Consider the following 17,933-nt stretch of genomic DNA (forward strand, 5'->3'; position numbering starts at 1 on the left):
TACGGCTGAAGCACTACGCGGCAGCGCGGCTACCGCCCTGCGCGCCCGTCCCCGGGCGGCCACGACGGCCACGGCTCCGGCTGCCCGGGGCACGCTCGCCCTGGGGCGCCCGGCCGGCGCCGCCCTGCTCGCCCTGGCCGCCACGGCCTGCCGTCTGCCCAGCACGGCCGCCGGCCGGGGCACGCTCGCCCTGACCACGACCGCCGCCGCCCTGGCCGCCACGGCCGCCGGCCGTACGGTTACCGCCGCTCGCGCGGCCGCCGCCCTGCGGCTTGCGCTTGGGCTGCGCCTGCTGCTGCGGGACCTCGACGATGATGGCCACGCCGGAGGGCTCGCGCGCACCGGTGATCCGGGCCAGCTCCTCATCGCTGGACTTGACCCTGGCGGTCTGCGGGCTGATGCCGGCGTCGGACATCAGCTTGGTCATCTCCCGCTTCTCGTCGGGCAGCACCAGCGTGACCACGCTGCCGGACTCACCGGCGCGGGCAGTACGGCCGCCGCGGTGCAGGTAGTCCTTGTGGTCGGTGGGCGGGTCGACGTTGACGACCAGGTCGAGGTCGTCGATGTGGATGCCGCGGGCGGCCACATTGGTGGCGACCAGCGCGGTGACCTGACCGGTCTTGAACTGGTCGAGCGTCCGGTTGCGCTGCGGCTGCGAACGGCCACCGTGCAGCGCCGCCGCCGGTACACCACTGGCCAGCAGGCGCTTGGCGAAACGGTCCGCGGCGCGCTTGGTGTCCACGAAGAGGATCACCCGGCCCTCGCGGGCCGCGATGCGGGTGGCCACGGCCTTCTTGTCGGTCTCGTCCGCGACGTACAGGACGTGGTGCTCCATCGTGGTCACCGCGCCCGCCGACGGGTCGACGGAGTGGACCACCGGGTCGCTCAGGAACATCTTCACGAGCCGGTCGACGTTCCGGTCGAGGGTCGCGGAGAACAGCATCCGCTGCCCGTCCGGCTGGACCTGCTTGAGCAGCCCTGTGACCTGCGGCAGGAAGCCCATGTCGGCCATCTGGTCGGCCTCGTCGAGGACAGTGATCGAGACCTGGGACAGGTCGCAGTCACCGCGCTCGATGAGGTCCTTGAGGCGGCCGGGGGTGGCCACGAGCACCTCGGTGCCTCGGCGCAGCGCGGTCGACTGCCGGGTGATCGACATGCCGCCGACGACCGTGGCGGTCCGCAGGTTCACGGCGGTCGCGTACGGCGTCAGGGCGTCGGTGACCTGCTGTGCGAGCTCACGGGTGGGCACCAGGACCAGCGCGAGGGGGGTACGCGGCTCGGCGCGCTGTCCCGCGAGGCGGGTCAGCAGCGCGAGGCCGAAGGCAAGGGTCTTCCCGGATCCGGTGCGCCCGCGGCCGAGGATGTCGCGGCCGGCGATCGCGTTCGGCAGGGTCGCGCCCTGAATCGGGAAGGGCTCGGTCACACCCAGTGCCGCCAGGGTCTTGAGCAGGGCTGCGGGCATGTCGAGGTCTGCGAACTGCTCGACGGCCGGCAGCGCCGGGGTAATGGTCTCCGGCATCGCGAATTCACCCTGAAGGGGGGTGGACCGACGGGCGGGTCCCTTTGCGGGAGCCTTGCCCTGGGCCTTCGAGGGGCGATTGCGAGCGGGACGGGCTGAGCGAGCGGCGGCCGGGCGTTCGGAGCGAGTCATTCGGGAATTGCCTTCCTGGGGACAGCACAAGCCGGGGCCCGCACCTTCACGGTGCGGGCCCCGGCCAGGAGGTAACGCGTCGCGGCGATTAGGCCGGGACGATGTTCTCCGCCTGCGGGCCCTTCTGGCCCTGCGTGACGTCGAAGGAGACCTTCTGGCCCTCCTGGAGCTCACGGAAGCCCTGGGTGGCAATGTTCGAGTAGTGGGCGAAGACGTCGGCGCCGCCGCCGTCCTGCTCAATGAAGCCGAAGCCCTTTTCCGAGTTGAACCACTTCACGGTTCCAGTAGCCATGTCATTCTCCTATAAAAAACTGGGGCAGATCCGGAAATCCGCACTGTACGGATTCCACGTCGCCGCAATTAGCCCCATCCGGAGAACCGGAAAACAAAATGCGCCTGATGGAAGCATTCCCGTCAGGCGCACATAATGTTTATGGGTACCAAAACTGCAACTCGCCCAGCTTAGCACGACGACGCCGGAGCGCCAGCTCTACAGGCGTTCAATGATCGTGACGTTCGCCTGTCCGCCACCCTCGCACATCGTCTGCAGCCCGAACCGCCCGCCCGTACGCTCCAGTTCGTGCAGGAGCGTCGTCATGAGCTTCACACCGGTCGCGCCGAGCGGGTGTCCGAGCGCGATGGCGCCGCCGTTGACGTTGACCCGCTCGGGGTCGGCGCCGGTCTCCTTCAGCCAGGCGAGGACCACCGGCGCGAACGCCTCATTGATCTCGACCAGGTCGATGTCGGCGATCGACATCCCGGTCTTCTTCAGGGCGTACGCCGTCGCCGGGATCGGCGCGGACAGCATGCGGATCGGGTCCTCGGCGCGCACCGACAGGTGGTGGATGCGGGCGCGCGGGGTCAGCCCGTGTTCGGCGACGGCCCGCCCGGACGCGATGAGCAGCGCCGAGGCCCCGTCGGAGACCTGCGAGGAGCAGGCCGCGGTGATGGTGCCCCCCTCCATGACGGGCTTGAGGCCCGCCATCTTCTCCAGCGTGGTGTCGCGCCGCGGCCCCTCGTCCACCGTCACGTCGCCGTGGGCGACGGTCTCCCGCTCGAAGCGGCCCTCGTCGATCGCGCGCAGCGCCCGTTGGTGCGAGCGGAGCGCGAACTCCTCCATGTCGAGGCGGGAGATGCCCCACTTGCGGGCGATCAGCTCGGCTCCGTGGAACTGGTTGACGGGCCGGTCACCGTAGCGCGCCCGCCACCCCGCGGAGCCGGCGTACGGCCCCTCGGTCAGGCCCAGCGGTTCGGCGGCCTGGCGCGAGGCGAAGGCGATGGGGATCTGGGTCATGTTCTGCACGCCGCCCGCGACGACCAGGTCCTGAGTGCCGGAGAGCACGCCCTGCGCGGCGAAGTGGAGGGCCTGCTGCGAGGAGCCGCACTGCCGGTCGATCGTCACGCCGGGCACTTCCTCGGGCAGCCCGGCCGCCAGCCACGCCGTACGCGCGATGTCCCCCGCCTGGGGGCCCACGGTGTCCAGGCAGCCGAAGATCACGTCCGCGACGGCGGCCGGGTCGACGCCGGAGCGCCGGACCAGGGCCTGGAGGACGTGGGCTCCGAGGTCGGCCGGGTGGACGGCAGACAGGCCGCCCTTGCGCCGGCCGACCGGGGTGCGTACCGCTTCGACGATGTAGGCCTCGGCCATGACTGCTGCTCCTTGGATGAGTTACGTACGCAGGGCGATTCCGTCCAGGACCATCGACAGGTACTGGCGGGCGATTTCCTCCGGGCTGTGCTGTCCGCCGGGCCGGTACCAGGACGCGGCGACCCACACGGTGTCGCGCACGAAGCGGTAGGTGAGGCGGACGTCGAGGTCGTCGCGGAAGACCTGGGCGGCGACGCCGCGCTCCAGCGTTCCGAGCCACGCCTTCTCGAACTTCTGCTGCGAGTCGGTGAGGTAGTGGAAGCGGGGCTGCGAGGCCAGGTGCCTGGATTCCTTCTGGTAGATGGCGACGGCGGCGCGGTGCCGGTCGATCTCACGGAAGGACTCGGTGACCAGGGCCTCGATGGTCTCCCTGGGGCCGAGGCCGGCGGCGAGCACGGTGTCGTACCCGTCCCAGAGCTCGGCGAGGAAGGTCGACAGGATCTCGTCGAGCATCGATTCCTTGGAATCGAAGTGGTAGTAGAGGCTGCCGGCGAGCATGCCCGCCTCGTCGGCGATCTTCCGGACGGTGGTGGCGTTGTAGCCCTGGGCGGCGAACACCTCGGCGGCGGTGTCGAGCAGTTCGCGGCGCCGCTCGGGCGAGGCGGTCACCTGGGACTTCTTCTTGGTAGGCACCCGCCCATTGTCGTACCGGTGACGGTGTGGCCCCTAAGGGCTGTCCCGTAATCCCTGGTGGATCAGCGCACGGCGTCAGATGCGGTGCATCGCAAGGCGGAGGGACGTTCGCATACTGGACGTATTCGGGCGTTCCGACAACGCGGCGAGGTGCCGTAGCTGTCGTCGTGCGCCTGCCAGGGATTGCGGGACAGCCCTTAGGCATGCTGGCTGCTGACGGAGACCGTTTCGCCCGTCATGTAGGAGGAGTAGCCGCTGGCGAGGAAGACGATGACGTTGGCGACCTCCCAGGGCTCGGCGTACCGGCCGAAGACCTCACGGGCCGTCAGCTCTTCGAGGAGTTCGGGGGTGGTGACCTTCACCAGGTGCGGGTGCATGGCAAGGCTGGGGGCGACGGCGTTCACCCGGACGCGGTACTCCGCCGCCTCGACCGCCGCACACCTCGTCAGTGCCATCACGCCGGCCTTCGCCGCGGCGTAGTGGGCCTGGCCCGCCTGGGCGCGCCAGCCGACGACGGAGGCGTTGTTGACGATCACTCCGCCGCCATCCGCGTCCTTGAGCAGCCGCAGCGCCGCCCGGGTGCAGCGGAATGTCCCGTTCAGCGTCACGTCGAGGACCTTCGACCACTGCTCGTCGGTCATGTCGACCAGGGCGCAAGTGCCGCCCAGTCCAGCGTTGTTGACGACGATGTCGAGTCCGCCGTGCCGCGTAACGGCCGCCTGGAAGAGCGCCTGGACCTGCGCCTCGTCCGTGACGTCGCACGGGACCGAGGTGACGGCGCCCGGCCCGAACTCCGCCGCGAGCGCCGCCTCGCTCTCCTTCAGCCGCCGCGCGTGCGCGTCGCTGATGACGATCCGCGCGCCCTCCTCCAGGAATCTGCGGGCGGTCGCACCGCCGATCCCGGCCCCGGCCGCCGCGGTGATGACGGCGCTGCGGTCCCGGAGCAGGCCGTGTCCAGGTACGTAATCGGGCGCACCCGGCACGTGTCCGGGTGCGCTCGGCTCCTCGACGCTGCTCATGGCCGTACGTTAACCTACCAAACCCTTGTTAGGGAAGGATGAGGATGTCTGACGACGGTCTGCGCACGGATCTGGACTTCACCCCGGACGAGGACGCCTTTCGGGTCGAGGCGCGGGCCTGGCTCGCCGCGCATGTGCCCGCCGAGCCACTGCCGTCGCTGGAGACCGAGGAGGGGTTCGCCGCGCACCGCGGGTGGGAGGCGCGGCTGGCCGCGGACCGGTGGTCGGTCGTCTCCTGGCCCGAGGAGTACGGCGGCCGGGGCGCCGACATCTTCACGTGGCTGATCTTCGAGGAGGAGTACTTCGCGGCGGGCGCGCCGGGCCGGGTCTCCCAGAACGGCATCAACCTCCTCGCGCCCACCCTCTTCGACCACGCGAGCGACGAGCAGCGCGCCCGGGTGCTGCCGTCGATGGCGAGCGGTGAGGTCATCTGGGCGCAGGCGTGGTCCGAACCCGAGGCCGGCTCGGACCTCGCGTCCCTGCGGTCGACCGGTGAACGCACCGAGGGCGGCTGGCTGTTGTCCGGCCAGAAGACCTGGTCGTCGCGGGCCGCCTTCGCCGACCGCGCCTTCGGCATCTTCCGCACCGAACAGGGCACGCCCAAGCCGCACCAGGGCCTGACGTACCTGATGTTCAACCTGTCGGCGCCGGGCGTGACCGTGCGGCCCATCGGGCGTCTCGACGGGAAGCCCGCGTTCGCCGAGCTCTTCCTCGACCGGGTCTTCGTGCCGGACGCGGACGTCATCGGGGAGCCGGGGCAGGGGTGGAAGGTCGCCATGTCGACAGCGGGCAACGAGCGCGGGCTGACCCTGCGCTCCCCCGGCCGGTTCCTCGCCGCCGCCGACCGGCTGGCCCGGTTGTGGCGTACGCACGGGGACCCGGCGGACACGGCGCTGCGCGACCGGGTCGCGGACGCGGTGATCGGCGCTCGCGCTTACCAGCTCTTCACGTACACCAACGCGTCGCGTTTCGCCGCGGGCGCCACCATCGGCGCGGAGTCGAGCCTGAACAAGGTCTTCTGGTCCGACTACGACATCGCGCTGCACGAGGCGGCGCTCGATCTGCTGGGCGCGGAGGGGGAGTTGGCCGACGGCGAGTGGGCCGAGGGGTACCTCTTCTCGCTCGCGGGCCCCATCTACGCAGGCACCAACGAAATCCAGCGCGACATCATCGCCGAGCGCCTTCTCGGCCTCCCGAAGGGCCGCCGCTGATGCGATTCCTCCTCACCGACGAGCAACGGGAGTTCGCGCGCTCGCTCGACACGATGCTGTCGGCCGCGGACACGCCCGCCGCCGTACGGGCCTGGGCGGGTGGGGACCACGCGCCCGGCCGGGCGCTCTGGTCGCGGCTGGCCGACGCGGGGGTGTTCGCCCTGGCCGTGCCGGAGGAGCATGAAGGCGTGGGCCCGCTGCCGGTCGAACTGGCCGTCGCCTACACGGCTTTGGGGCGCCATGCGGTGCCGGGGCCGGTGGTCGAGACGGCCGCGGCGGCGGTGTTGCTGGCGGCGCTGGGCGATGCGGGACTCGCTCTCGCCAAGGAGCGGCTGCCCTCGCTGGCGTCCGGACGGCGCGTCGCCTCCTTGGGCCTCGGGGCGTACGCCCTGGACGCCGACTCCGCCGACGCGTTGTTCGTCGTCCGGGGCGACGAACTGCGGCTGACCGCCGAGCCGGGCCCGCCGCGGGCGTCCACCGATCCGGCGCGGCGCATGTTCAGCCCGTCGGACGGAGGGGAGTTGCTGGCGAGCGGCCCGGCCGTGCGCGAAGCGGCGGCACGCGCCACGGACTGGGCCGCTTTCCTGACGGCGGCCCAGTCGCTGGGGGTGGGTGAGGCACTACTGGCGCAGACGGTGGCGTACGTCAAGCAGCGCACCCAGTTCGGCGCGCCGATCGGCTCCTTCCAGGCGGTGAAGCACCGGCTGGCCGACACGCTGATCGGCCTCGAATTCGCCCGCCCCCTGCTGCACGGAGCGGCGCTAGCCCTCGGAGCCGGCTCGCCCCGGGCGGGGGCGCAGGTCGCGGCGGCGAAGGTGGCGGCGGGCGAGGCGGCGTACGCCGCGGCCCGCGCCGCACTCCAGCTGCACGGCGCGCTCGGCTACACCCAGGAGCTGGACCTCTCCCTGTGGCTGCGAAAGGCACGCCCGCTCCGGGACGCGTGGGGCACGCCGTCGGAGTGCCGGAGGCGGGTACTGGCCGACTGACGGGCACCACTCACCCCAAGTGCCAACACGCGTAGGCCAACACTCGTTGACATCACGACGGCGTCGGCCCTAGGTGGACGAGCGCCCGACGCACCACACTCCTCGTCCGCCCCGACGGTTACGTCGCCTGGGCGGCGGACACGGCGGACGCCGGATCGATCCGGGCCGCGCTCGCCGAGTGGACCGGACCGCGGAACGCCGACGCGGGGGTCGCGGACAGCGGATCGCGATGACGGCGGTGTGATCGTCGGTCGTCACGGACAGCGGATCGTGATGACGGCGGCGCGGCCCTCGGTCTCCAGAATGCCCAGCCATCCGGTCGCCACGGCGACGTCGTGGCGGTCGAGAATGACGCGCTCGCTCACCAGGCGCGCCGGAGTGTCGAGGGCGACGACCAGGACCGTACTGCCGGCGGGGACCAGCAGCGGTAGGCCGCCGCGCACGACGGAGACGAGCACGGCGGTGTCACGGCCCCTGCGGTGCATGACGTTCAGGTTCACGACGGGCCCGTCGATGAGGCGGCCCTCGGTGGGTATGTCGCCGGGGAAGCGGTGGGGCGCATCGCGTACGTCGACGAGGTGCTGCCGGCCGCCGACGGTGAGGTCCATGCCCGCGCCCTCGACCACGGTCAGGGTCCGGTCGACGCCGGGGAAGGCGGAGAACGGGCCGTCGGCAGAGACGTCCGCGAGGCTCACACGCCACGCGAAGTCGTCGATCCCTGAGCCCTCGGGCCAGGCCGCGATCTCACGGGTGACGCCGCCGCCGTTCTTCCAGGGGACCGCGGACAGGTCGGCGGCCTTCAGCACGCGCAGTTCCGTCATGGGACGATGCCCAGCGCGCGGGCGGCCCTCAGCCAGTCGGGGAACTCCCGCACCAACTGGTCGTACAGTACGGAGTTGGGGACCTCGCGCGGGTCGAGGCCCGCGTGGAAGAAGCCCGCGTTGTCGACCGGCCGCTTGGCGGGGACGGGGAGCTCGTCGAGCTTGTGCAGGAAATCGAACTGCGAGCTGCGGGTGTTGCCGAAGCCGATGAACTGCCAGAAGATCGGCAGCTTGGCCGACTTGCACAGATACCGTTCCGCGGCGACCTTGTTGATGGGCCCGCCGTCGGTCTGGAAGATGACCAGGGCAGGGTCCTGGGCCCCGCTGTCCAGGTAGTGGCCGATCACCTCGTCCATGGCCAGGTGGTAACTGGTCTTCCCCATGTGCCCGAGCCCGGCGACGATGGCATCGACCCGGCCCCGGTGGTTCTCCAGCGCGATGTCGGCCACGGCGTCGACGTCGGTCGAGAAGAAGATGACAGGAACGACGCCGTCGTCGTCGAGATGCGCGGAGAGGCCGAGGACCTGATCGGCGAGGGCCTGGACGGTGCCGTCCTTGTAGTAGTCGCGCATGGAGCCGGAGTAGTCGAGGACCAGATAGACCGCCGCGCGCTGCCCCTTCAGCCCGTGCCTCTTGAGCGAGACGCCCGCGCTCTTGTAGAGGCTGACGAGCGCGGGCGCCGTCTCCTCCACCTTCTGGAGACTGATGGCCATACGGGGACTCCGGTCGGGTCGGTGCGGGCGTGGCGTGGGGAAGGTATTGAGGTTACGCGACACGCCCTCGGCGACGCCGACGACCCAGGGCCGGGGCCACTTACGGCCGTGCGCATTCAGCCCGTCCGGCGTTCGAGAACCGGGGCCCGGAGCGGAGCCCCAGTTTCGGGAAGCCCCGATGGTCGTAAGTGTTCTGGAGCCCAGCGGCTGGTCAGGGTGCTGGAAAGCCCCGTTCAGAAGACCCGAACGGGGCTCTTTGGGCTGCCTGTTGCCCGCCCAGCGGGTGCTGATCACGTCATCCGGAGTCGGTCCCGCCCCGAGCTTCACGGGATGTTCAAGGCACGCGCAGAGGGTGGATCCGGGGCCGCTGCCGCTCTGTATCCAGCGGACCGGGATCGGAGCGCGCGTGAGCGTCTTGCACTCGGCACAGAGCGCGAGGGCCCGTGCGGCTCGGGCCGTCAGCCTTCGTCGACCCCGGCGAGCTGGACGCGCTGCCCATGCAACACACCCAGCAGCTACGGCTACAGCACTACCTGGAGCACCGGGATCTGCCCTATATCGGCTGAGCCATCGAAGTTCGATGAGCGGCCACGCCGTGCTGGTTCCCCTTGCTAGGTTCAACCGTGGCTGTCGCCGAGCTGGCCGGCCGGTTCACGTTCACCTTGCGGATCGTCCTGGCGGTGATGGCGGTGGTGACACTCGGCGCGGCGCTGCCGGTGCACCGCATGCTGCCCGCCGCGAAGGAGAAGCTCAGCACGGGGGTACGGCCGGACACCGCGGCGGCGCGCGTCCCGGAGCGGGTCTGACGCGGGCCAACCGGCCCGGAACGCGCCGCGGCGCCTGCCGTATTCCGGTCGGGGAATGGCAGGCGCCGCGGCTAGAGGGGAATGTCCCCCCTAGTTCCGTACGCCGTTGTACGGGACGTTGTGGTGAGCCGGGTCAGACCGTCAGTGAACGGTCCGTCGGCTTGATCGGGGCGTGCAGGTCGCTCGCCCCCGTCAGGAAGCGGTCCACGCCGCGCGCCGCCGAGCGGCCCTCGGCGATCGCCCAGACGATCAGTGACTGACCGCGGCCCGCGTCACCGGCGACGAACACGCCGCCGACGTTGGTCGCGTACTCGTCGTCGCGCGCGACGTTGCCGCGGGCGTCGAGCTCCAGGCCGAACTGCTGGACCAGGCCGTTCGCCTGGTCCGTGCCGGTGAAGCCCATCGCGAGGGTGACCAGCTGCGCGGGGATGACGCGCTCGGTGCCGGACTTCTGCTCCAGCTTGCCGCCCTTGAACTCCACCTCGATGAGGTGCAGCGACTGGACTTTGCCGACGGTCTCTCCCTCTGCGGGAACGGACCCCTCGAAGTGGGTGGTGGAGACGGAGTAGACCCGCTCGCCGCCCTCCTCGTGCGCGGAGGTGACCTTGTAGAGCATCGGGAAGGTCGGCCAGGGCTGGTTGGGCGCCCGGTCCTCGCCCGGCCTGGGCATGATCTCCAGCTGTGTGACGGACGCAGCGCCTTGGCGGTGGGCGGTGCCGACGCAGTCCGCGCCGGTGTCGCCGCCACCGATGACCACGACGTGCTTGCCCTCGGCGGTGATCGGGGAGACCGTCAGGTCGCCCTCCTTCACCTTGTTGGCGAGCGGCAGGTACTCCATCGCGAAGTGGATGCCGCGCAGTTCGCGCCCCGGCACGGGCAGGTCGCGGGAGACCGTCGCACCGGCGGCGATGACCACAGCGTCGTAACGCCTCCGCAGCTTCGCGGCGTCGACGTCGCGACCGATCTCCACCTCGGTACGGAACTTGGTGCCCTCCGCGCGCATCTGCTCGATGCGGCGGTTGATGTGCGACTTCTCCATCTTGAACTCGGGGATGCCGTAGCGCAGCAGTCCACCGATGCGGTCGGCGCGCTCGTACACGACGACCGTGTGGCCCGCCCGCGTCAGTTGCTGGGCGGCGGCCAGGCCCGCCGGGCCCGAGCCGATGACCGCGACGGTCTTGCCGCTGAGCCGCTCGGGCGGCTGCGGGGTGACGTCGCCGCTGTCCCACGCCTTGTCGATGATGGTGACTTCGACGTTCTTGATGGTGACGGCGGGCTGGTTGATGCCCAGCACACACGCGGACTCGCAGGGGGCCGGGCAGAGGCGACCGGTGAACTCCGGGAAGTTGTTGGTCGCGTGCAGCCGCTCGGAGGCCGCCGTCCAGTCCCCGCGGTACGCGTAGTCGTTCCACTCGGGGATGAGGTTGCCGAGCGGACAGCCGCTGTGGCAGAACGGGATGCCGCAGTCCATGCAGCGCCCGGCCTGCTTGCTGATGATCGGCAGCAGCGAACCGGGAACGTAGACCTCGTTCCAGTCCTTGACGCGCTCACCGGGCGGGCGGGTCTGTGCGACCTCGCGCCCGGTGGTCAGGAAGCCCTTGGGGTCAGCCATTGGTCGCTGCCTCCATCATCTTCTCGGTGGTCTGCTCCACGGAGAGACCGGCGAGCTCAGCGGCGTCCTTGGCGGCGAGCACTGCCTTGTAAGTGGACGGGATGATCTTACTGAAGCGGGTCACCGCGACATCCCACTCGGCAAGCAGCTTCTCGGCGACCGTCGAAGCGGTCTCCTCCTGGTGGCGGCGCACCACATCGTGCAGCCACTGCTTGTCGGTGTCGTCGAGGGCCTCGACCGCGCCGACGTTACCGGCGTTGACGTTGTCCGGGTCGAGGTCGATGACGTACGCGATGCCGCCGGACATACCGGCGGCGAAGTTACGGCCGGTCTCGCCCAGGACCACCGCGTGGCCGCCGGTCATGTACTCGCAGCCGTGGTCGCCCACGCCCTCCGAGACGACCGTCGCACCGGAGTTGCGGACGCAGAAGCGCTCGCCGGTGCGGCCGCGCAGGAACAGCTCGCCGCCCGTGGCGCCGTAGCCGATGGTGTTGCCCGCGATCGTCGAGTACTCGGCGAGGTGGTCGGCGCCGCGGTCCGGACGGACGATGACCCGGCCGCCCGAAAGGCCCTTGCCGACATAGTCGTTGGCGTCGCCTTCGAGGCGCAGCGTGACACCGCGCGGGACGAAGGCGCCGAAGGACTGGCCCGCGGAGCCCGTGAAGGTGATGTCGATGGTGTTGTCGGGCAGGCCCGCGCCACCGAACTTCTTGGTCACCTCGTGGCCGAGCATGGTGCCGACGGTCCGGTTGATGTTGCGGATCGCGACCTGCGCGCGGACCGGTTCGGCCGACTCGGCGCTGTCGGCGGCCAGGGCGTCGGCTGCGAGCTTGATCAGCTCGTTGTCGAGTGCCTTGGTCAGACCGTGGTCCTGGATCGTGGTCTGGTGGCGCACCGCGCCGTCCGGCAGCTCGGGCACGTAGAACAGCGGCGAGAGGTCGAGGCCCTGCGCCTTCCAGTGGCCCATGGCCCGCTCGGTGTCGAGGAGTTCCGCGTGGCCGACGGCCTCTTCGAGGGTGCGGAAGCCGAGCTCGGCCAGCAGCTCGCGGACTTCTTCGGCGATGAACTGGAAGAAGTTGACGATGTGCTCGGCCTTGCCCGCGTAGCGCTCGCGCAGCACCGGGTTCTGGGTGGCGATGCCGACCGGGCAGGTGTCGAGGTGACAGACGCGCATCATGACGCAGCCGGAGACGACGAGCGGCGCGGTCGCGAAACCGAACTCCTCGGCGCCGAGCAGCGCGGCGATAATGACGTCGCGGCCGGTCTTGAGCTGACCGTCGGTCTGTACGACGATGCGGTCGCGCAGGCCGTTGAGCAGCAGGGTCTGCTGGGTCTCGGCGAGACCCAGCTCCCAGGGGCCGCCCGCGTGCTTGAGCGAGGTGAGCGGGGAGGCGCCCGTGCCGCCGTCGTGGCCGGAGATGAGGACCACGTCCGCGTGTGCCTTGGAGACACCCGCGGCGACCGTGCCGACGCCGACCTCGGAGACCAGCTTCACGTGGATGCGGGCCTGCGGGTTGGCGTTCTTGAGGTCGTGGATCAGCTGAGCCAGGTCCTCGATCGAGTAGATGTCGTGGTGCGGCGGCGGGGAGATCAGACCGACACCGGGCGTGCTGTGCCGGGTCTTGGCGACCCACGGGTAGACCTTGTGGCCGGGCAGCTGGCCGCCCTCGCCGGGCTTCGCGCCCTGCGCCATCTTGATCTGGATGTCGTCCGCGTTGACCAGGTACTCGCTGGTGACACCGAAGCGGCCGGAGGCGACCTGCTTGATGGAGGAGCGGCGCGCCGGGTCGTACAGCCGGTCGGCGTCCTCGCCGCCCTCACCGGTGTTGGACTTGCCGCCCAGCTGGTTCATGGCGATGGCGAGCGTCTCGTGCGCCTCCTGCGAGATGGAGCCGTACGACATGGCGCCGGTGGAGAAGCGCTTGACGATGTCGGCGGCCGACTCGACCTCGTCGATGGGGATCGACTCGCGGCCGGTCTTGAAGCCGAAGAGCCCGCGGAGCGTCATCAGGCGCTCGGACTGCTCGTTCACCCGGCCCGTGTACTGCTTGAAGATGTCGTAGCTGCGCGAGCGCGTGGCGTGCTGGAGGCGGAAGATCGTCTCCGGGTCGAAGAGGTGCGGCTCGCCCTCGCGGCGCCACTGGTACTCGCCGCCGATGTCCAGCGCGCGGTGCGACGCGGAGATGCCGGAGGCCGGGTACGCCTTGGCGTGCCGGGCGGCGACCTCCTTCGCGACGACGTCGAGACCGGCGCCGCCGATCTTCGTCGCGGTGCCGTGGAAGTACTTCTCGACGAAGGCCGTGTCGAGGCCGACGGCCTCGAAGACCTGCGCGCCGCGGTAGGAGGCGACGGTCGAGATGCCCATCTTCGACATGACCTTCAGGACGCCCTTGCCGAGGGCGTGGATCAGGTTGCGGATGGCCTGCTCGGGCTCCTCGCCCTCGATGAACGTACCGGCGCGGACCAGGTCCTCGACGGACTCCATCGCCAGGTACGGGTTGACCGCGGCCGCGCCGAAACCGATGAGCAGCGCGACATGGTGCACCTCGCGTACGTCGCCCGCCTCGACCAGCAGGCCCACCTGGGTACGCTGCTTGGTGCCGATGAGGTGGTGGTGCACGGCGGAGGTGAGCAGCAGCGAGGGGATCGGCGCGTGCTCGGCGTCGGAGTGCCGGTCGGAGAGCACGATCAGGCGGGCGCCGGCCTCGATGGCCGCGTCGGCCTCGGCGCAGATCTCCTCGATACGGGCGGCGAGCGCGTCGCCGCCGCCGCTGACGCGGTAGAGGCCGGAGAGGGTGGCGGCCGTCATGCCGGGCATGTCGCCGTCGGCGTTGACGTGTATGAGCTTCGCCAGCTCGTCGTTGTCGATCACCGGGAAGGGCAGGGTGACGCTACGACAGGACGCGGCGGTCGGGTCGAGCAGGTTGCCCGCCGGGCCGAGCGAGGAGAGCAGCGAGGTGACGAGCTCCTCGCGGATGGCGTCCAGCGGGGGGTTGGTGACCTGCGCGAAGAGCTGGGTGAAGTAGTCGAAGAGCAGCCGCGGGCGGGCGGAAAGGGCTGCGATCGGCGAGTCCGTACCCATGGAGCCGAGCGGCTCGCCACCGGTGCGGGCCATCGGCGCGAGGATGATGCGCAGCTCTTCCTCGGTGTAGCCGAAGGTCTGCTGGCGGCGGGTGACCGAGGCGTGCGTGTGCACGATGTGCTCGCGCTCGGGGAGGTCCTCAAGTTCGATCTCGCCGGCCTCAAGCCACTCCTGGTACGGCTTCTCGGCAGCCAGGGTCGCCTTGATCTCGTCGTCCTCGACGATGCGGTGCTCGGCGGTGTCGACGAGGAACATCTTGCCGGGCTGCAGGCGGCCCTTGCGGACCACCTTCGCCGGGTCGATGTCGAGCACGCCTACCTCGGAGGAGAGCACGACCAGGCCGTCGTCGGTCACCCAGTAGCGTCCGGGGCGCAGACCGTTGCGGTCGAGGACCGCGCCGACCTGGGTGCCGTCGGTGAAGGTGACACAGGCCGGGCCGTCCCAGGGCTCCATCAGCGTGGAGTGGTACTGGTAGAAGGCGCGGCGGGCCGGGTCCATGGACGCGTGGTTCTCCCACGCCTCGGGGACCATCATCAGCACGGCGTGCGGCAGCGAACGGCCGCCGAGGTGCAGCAGCTCCAGGACCTCGTCGAAGGAGGCCGAGTCGGAGGCGTCCGGGGTGCAGACGGGGAAGATCCGGTCGAGCTTCTCCGCACCGAAGAGATCGGACGCGAGCTGTGACTCGCGGGCCTTCATCCAGTTGCGGTTGCCCTTGACCGTGTTGATCTCGCCGTTGTGCGCGACGAAGCGGTACGGGTGGGCGAGCGGCCAGCTCGGGAAGGTGTTCGTGGAGAAGCGTGAGTGGACCAGGGCGACGGCGGTCGCGCAGCGCCGGTCGGACAGGTCCGGGAAGAACGGCTCCAGCTGCCCGGTGGTGAGCATGCCCTTATAGACAATGGTCCGCGCCGACAGCGAGGGGAAGTAGACCCCGGCCTCGCGCTCGGCGCGCTTGCGCAGCACGAAGGCCTTGCGGTCCAGGACCAGGCCCGTGCTCGTACCGTCGGCCACGAAGATCTGGCGGAAGGCCGGCATGGTGGCGCGGGCGCCGTTGCCGAGCAGGTCGGGGGTGACCGGGACATCGCGCCAGCCGAGGACTTCGAGGTCCTCTTCGGCTGCGATCGTCTCAATGCGTGAGACGGCGGTGCTGGAGTCGTCCGCGGGCAGGAAGGCGATACCCACCGCGTACGCGCCGGCCTCGGGCAGGTCGAATTCGGTGACCTCGGCAAGGAAGGCGTGCGGGACCTGCAGGAGGATTCCGGCACCGTCGCCCGAGTCGGGCTCGGAGCCGGTGGCGCCGCGATGCTCGAGGTTCCGCAGTACGGTCAGCGCCTGCTCGACGAGCGCGTGGCTCGCCTCGCCGGTGAGAGTGGCTACGAAGCCGACGCCACAGGCGTCGTGCTCGTTGCGCGGGTCGTACATGCCCTGTGGGGCAGGGCGACCGTCCATGGGCGACCAGGCACTGGTGAGGGTGCTGTCGGCCGCGGAGTGCGTGGACGCGGAACGCATCGGCTCTCCCGTCGTCGTCGTGGCATATGCAAGTGCCGAGGGACGACGTTGGCCCTCCGCGAAATTTCGTGCAGGTTACATGATGGGGCGCTTCTCGGGAAGCGGATAACGCGTTCCAGCATGCGGACACCGCGCATAGCGGTGAAAGTGTCGCAGAGGCGGGCAGACCATGTCTGCCCGGTCGTCGCTGAGCAGGCTTCCTTGCCCGCAGCGCTCCCGGCTCATTCCCGCCTGTCAAGAGAATGAAACCAGCGAGTAACCGACTACTTATTCGACGCGGTGCATAGCGTCGCAGCTTCTCATCCTACGGCCGTTCCGAACAGAGCGCCCAAGGCATACGTCACACCCGCCGCGGATCCACCGAGAGCCAGCTGCCGCAGCCCGCTGAACCACCAGGACCGTGCGGTGACCTTCGCCACCAGCGCCCCGCAGGCGAACAGGCCGACGAGCGCGAGCAGCACCGCGGGCCACATGGACGAGGCGCCGAGCAGATAGGGCAGTACGGGCAGCAGCGCGCCCAGCGCGAACGCCCCGAACGACGACACCGCGGCGATGAGCGGCGACGGCAGATCGCCCGGGTCTATGCCCAGCTCCTCGCGGGCGTGGATCTCCAGCGCCATCTCCGGGTCCCTCGACAACTGCTCGGCGACGGCGCGCGCCAGCTCCGGTTCCACCCCGCGCGAAGCGTAGAGCGCGGCCAGCTCCGCCAGCTCGTCGTCGGGGTGCTTGCGCAACTCGACGCGCTCTACCTCCAGTTCCGCCTGTACGAGCTCTCGCTGCGAGGCCACCGAGGTGTATTCACCGGCGGCCATGGAGAAGGCACCGGCGGCGAGGCCCGCGAGTCCGGTGATGACGATGGTCTGGTGGGACACCGAGCCGCCCGCGACTCCGGTCATCAGAGCCAGGTTGGAGACCAGGCCGTCCATCGCGCCGAAGACGGCGGGGCGCAGCCAACCGCCGTTCACATCACGGTGCGTGTGGTTGTCACGGTGCGCCACGTGCAGCGTCGCCCCGGTCTCGATGATCGCCATGTCGTGCGGTTCCCCTTCTCACTGGGAGCGGCCCCTCTTGCGGCCCCGCCCCCTCAACATCCTCGAAAGTACGCACGAATCAGGGCCCCCGCCAGCAAGGAAGGCCGTACTTACCTGCGGCTGAGCGGCCCGCGCCGGCCGGGTGACATACGACGGCGCCTCGTACGACGGGGCCGCCGGACCATGAGCGGTCCGACGGCCCCGGGAAGGGTGTGGGGTGGTGCCTACGGTCGGAGTTTCTTGGCCGTACCGGCTTCGTCATCGGCGTCGGCCTTGGAGCCGTCCGCGTACATGTCGTCGTTCGCGTGCCCGGCCTCGTCGTCGCTGTCGTCGCTGTCGTCGCCGTCCTCGGCCGGCGCGGCCTTAGCAGGCTCGGCCCGATCGGGCTCGACGCTCTCCTCGCGGCCCGGCCGCAGCCTCGCCGAGACGACGATGTAGACCACGGCGAGCACGAACACGACGATCGAGGTCCATACGTTGAGTCGCAGCCCCAGCACATGGTGGGCCTCGTCGACGCGCATGTACTCGATCCAGCTGCGGCCCACGCAGTACACCGCGACGTACAGGGCGAAGACCCGGCCGTGGCCGAGCTTGAAGCGGCGGTCGGCCCAGATCACGAGGAGCGCGGCGCCGATGCACCACAGCGACTCGTAGAGGAAGGTCGGGTGGTACGTGCCCGCTGCGCGATTGGCGCCCTCACTGATTTCGAGCGCCCACGGCACATCGGTGGCCCGCCCGTACAGCTCCTGGTTGAACCAGTTGCCCCAGCGGCCGATGGCCTGGGCGAAGGCGAGGCCGGGTGCGAGGGCGTCGGCCCAGGCCGGCAGCGGGATGCCGCGGCGGCGGCAGCCGATCCAGGCACCGACCGCGCCGAGCGCGACGGCGCCCCAGATGCCGAGGCCGCCTTCCCAGATCTTGAATGCGTCGACCCAGTTCTGGCCCTCGCTGAAATACAGCTGGTAGTCGGTGATGACGTGGTAGAGCCGTCCGCCGACGAGGCCGAAGGGCACGGCCCAGACGGCGATGTCGGCAACCGTGCCGCTCTTGCCGCCCCGGGCGACCCAGCGCTTGTTGCCGTACCAGACGGCGACAAAAACGCCAATGATGATGCAGAACGCGTAGCCGCGGAGCGGGATCGGTCCGAGCTCGATCACACCGGTCGACGGGCTGGGGATATAGGCAAGTTCCATGACAGGGTCGACGCTACCTTGCCG

Annotated in this window: 14 protein-coding genes and 1 pseudogene; 4 read left to right on the forward strand and 11 right to left on the reverse strand. The window is 70.3% G+C overall.

Annotated features, from left to right (window positions below; all coding sequences use genetic code 11):
• Positions 1 to 13: 13 nt before the first annotated feature.
• The 5 genes from QMK30_RS06215 to QMK30_RS06235 all read right to left on the reverse strand — a co-directional run bounded on the left by QMK30_RS06215 (position 14) and on the right by QMK30_RS06235 (position 4,951).
• Positions 14 to 1,651 (reverse strand): DEAD/DEAH box helicase, encoded by a 1,638-nt coding sequence (locus tag QMK30_RS06215; protein WP_283516146.1) that lies wholly within the window; start codon positions 1,649 to 1,651, stop codon positions 14 to 16.
• An 88-nt stretch (positions 1,652 to 1,739) separates the two neighbouring features.
• Positions 1,740 to 1,943, reverse strand: coding sequence for a cold-shock protein (locus QMK30_RS06220; protein WP_015607926.1), 204 nt, complete (start codon positions 1,941 to 1,943; stop codon positions 1,740 to 1,742).
• A gap of 198 nt (positions 1,944 to 2,141) precedes the next feature.
• Positions 2,142 to 3,299, reverse strand: coding sequence for an acetyl-CoA C-acetyltransferase (locus QMK30_RS06225; protein ID WP_283516147.1), 1,158 nt, complete (start codon positions 3,297 to 3,299; stop codon positions 2,142 to 2,144).
• A gap of 21 nt (positions 3,300 to 3,320) precedes the next feature.
• A complete protein-coding gene (locus tag QMK30_RS06230; protein ID WP_283516148.1) occupies positions 3,321 to 3,932 on the reverse strand; it encodes a TetR/AcrR family transcriptional regulator in 612 nt (203 codons plus the stop codon).
• A 197-nt stretch (positions 3,933 to 4,129) separates the two neighbouring features.
• On the reverse strand, positions 4,130 to 4,951 hold the full coding sequence (locus QMK30_RS06235; RefSeq protein ID WP_283516149.1) for an SDR family oxidoreductase: 822 nt from the start codon (positions 4,949 to 4,951) through the stop codon (positions 4,130 to 4,132).
• Between the two features lie 44 nt (positions 4,952 to 4,995).
• Here QMK30_RS06235 and QMK30_RS06240 point away from each other — a divergent pair, with 44 nt between their 5' ends.
• From QMK30_RS06240 to QMK30_RS38425, 3 genes and pseudogenes are all read left to right on the forward strand, one after another.
• On the forward strand, positions 4,996 to 6,162 hold the full coding sequence (locus tag QMK30_RS06240; protein WP_283516150.1) for an acyl-CoA dehydrogenase family protein: 1,167 nt from the start codon (positions 4,996 to 4,998) through the stop codon (positions 6,160 to 6,162).
• Positions 6,162 to 7,148, forward strand: a complete 987-nt coding sequence (locus tag QMK30_RS06245) for an acyl-CoA dehydrogenase family protein (protein ID WP_283516151.1) — start codon at positions 6,162 to 6,164, stop codon at positions 7,146 to 7,148. The genes QMK30_RS06240 and QMK30_RS06245 overlap by 1 nt, the downstream gene beginning before the upstream one ends.
• 71 nt (positions 7,149 to 7,219) lie before the next feature.
• Positions 7,220 to 7,381: pseudogene (locus tag QMK30_RS38425) on the forward strand (aromatic-ring hydroxylase C-terminal domain-containing protein); the annotation flags it as partial.
• Between the two features lie 21 nt (positions 7,382 to 7,402).
• Here QMK30_RS38425 and QMK30_RS06250 read toward each other — a convergent pair.
• Positions 7,403 to 7,969, reverse strand: coding sequence for a HutD/Ves family protein (locus tag QMK30_RS06250; protein ID WP_283516152.1), 567 nt, complete (start codon positions 7,967 to 7,969; stop codon positions 7,403 to 7,405).
• Positions 7,966 to 8,682, reverse strand: a complete 717-nt coding sequence (locus QMK30_RS06255; RefSeq protein ID WP_283516153.1) for a VWA domain-containing protein — start codon at positions 8,680 to 8,682, stop codon at positions 7,966 to 7,968. Before QMK30_RS06255 ends, QMK30_RS06250 begins: the two co-directional genes overlap by 4 nt.
• A 623-nt stretch (positions 8,683 to 9,305) precedes the next feature.
• On the opposite strand from QMK30_RS06255, the gene QMK30_RS06265 reads away from it, so the two are divergent.
• Complete coding sequence (locus QMK30_RS06265; protein WP_283516154.1) at positions 9,306 to 9,488, forward strand: hypothetical protein; 183 nt, start codon at positions 9,306 to 9,308, stop codon at positions 9,486 to 9,488.
• A gap of 133 nt (positions 9,489 to 9,621) precedes the next feature.
• On the opposite strand, the gene QMK30_RS06270 is transcribed toward QMK30_RS06265, so the two are convergent.
• From QMK30_RS06270 to lgt, 4 genes are all read right to left on the reverse strand, one after another.
• Positions 9,622 to 11,100, reverse strand: a complete 1,479-nt coding sequence (locus tag QMK30_RS06270) for a glutamate synthase subunit beta (protein WP_283516155.1) — start codon at positions 11,098 to 11,100, stop codon at positions 9,622 to 9,624.
• Positions 11,093 to 15,688: a glutamate synthase large subunit gene (gene gltB, locus QMK30_RS06275; RefSeq protein WP_283516156.1), complete on the reverse strand. Its 4,596-nt coding sequence runs from the start codon at positions 15,686 to 15,688 to the stop codon at positions 11,093 to 11,095. Before gltB ends, QMK30_RS06270 begins: the two co-directional genes overlap by 8 nt.
• Positions 15,689 to 15,987: 299 nt before the next feature.
• Positions 15,988 to 16,719 (reverse strand): VIT1/CCC1 transporter family protein, encoded by a 732-nt coding sequence (locus tag QMK30_RS06280; RefSeq protein ID WP_283516157.1) that lies wholly within the window; start codon positions 16,717 to 16,719, stop codon positions 15,988 to 15,990.
• Positions 16,720 to 16,943: 224 nt separating this feature from the next.
• On the reverse strand, positions 16,944 to 17,909 hold the full coding sequence (gene lgt / locus QMK30_RS06285) for a prolipoprotein diacylglyceryl transferase (RefSeq protein ID WP_283516158.1): 966 nt from the start codon (positions 17,907 to 17,909) through the stop codon (positions 16,944 to 16,946).
• Positions 17,910 to 17,933 lie beyond the last annotated feature (24 nt).

Origin of the sequence: Streptomyces sp. H27-C3, from assembly GCF_030063415.1 — a bacterium.
Lineage (GTDB): Bacteria > Actinomycetota > Actinomycetes > Streptomycetales > Streptomycetaceae > Streptomyces.

What these genes read in the sequence shown, in the direction of transcription:
- QMK30_RS06215 (WP_283516146.1), bottom strand. Translation starts at nt 1,651, where the DNA reads ATGACTCGCTCCGAACGCCCGGCCGCCGCTCGCTCAGCCCGTCCCGCT.
- QMK30_RS06220 (WP_015607926.1), bottom strand. Translation starts at nt 1,943, where the DNA reads ATGGCTACTGGAACCGTGAAGTGGTTCAACTCGGAAAAGGGCTTCGGC.
- QMK30_RS06225 (WP_283516147.1), bottom strand. Translation starts at nt 3,299, where the DNA reads ATGGCCGAGGCCTACATCGTCGAAGCGGTACGCACCCCGGTCGGCCGG.
- QMK30_RS06235 (WP_283516149.1), bottom strand. Translation starts at nt 4,951, where the DNA reads ATGAGCAGCGTCGAGGAGCCGAGCGCACCCGGACACGTGCCGGGTGCG.
- QMK30_RS06240 (WP_283516150.1), top strand. Translation starts at nt 4,996, where the DNA reads ATGTCTGACGACGGTCTGCGCACGGATCTGGACTTCACCCCGGACGAG.
- QMK30_RS06245 (WP_283516151.1), top strand. Translation starts at nt 6,162, where the DNA reads ATGCGATTCCTCCTCACCGACGAGCAACGGGAGTTCGCGCGCTCGCTC.
- QMK30_RS06250 (WP_283516152.1), bottom strand. Translation starts at nt 7,969, where the DNA reads ATGACGGAACTGCGCGTGCTGAAGGCCGCCGACCTGTCCGCGGTCCCC.
- QMK30_RS06255 (WP_283516153.1), bottom strand. Translation starts at nt 8,682, where the DNA reads ATGGCCATCAGTCTCCAGAAGGTGGAGGAGACGGCGCCCGCGCTCGTC.
- QMK30_RS06270 (WP_283516155.1), bottom strand. Translation starts at nt 11,100, where the DNA reads ATGGCTGACCCCAAGGGCTTCCTGACCACCGGGCGCGAGGTCGCACAG.
- gltB (WP_283516156.1), bottom strand. Translation starts at nt 15,688, where the DNA reads ATGCGTTCCGCGTCCACGCACTCCGCGGCCGACAGCACCCTCACCAGT.
- QMK30_RS06280 (WP_283516157.1), bottom strand. Translation starts at nt 16,719, where the DNA reads ATGGCGATCATCGAGACCGGGGCGACGCTGCACGTGGCGCACCGTGAC.
- lgt (WP_283516158.1), bottom strand. Translation starts at nt 17,909, where the DNA reads ATGGAACTTGCCTATATCCCCAGCCCGTCGACCGGTGTGATCGAGCTC.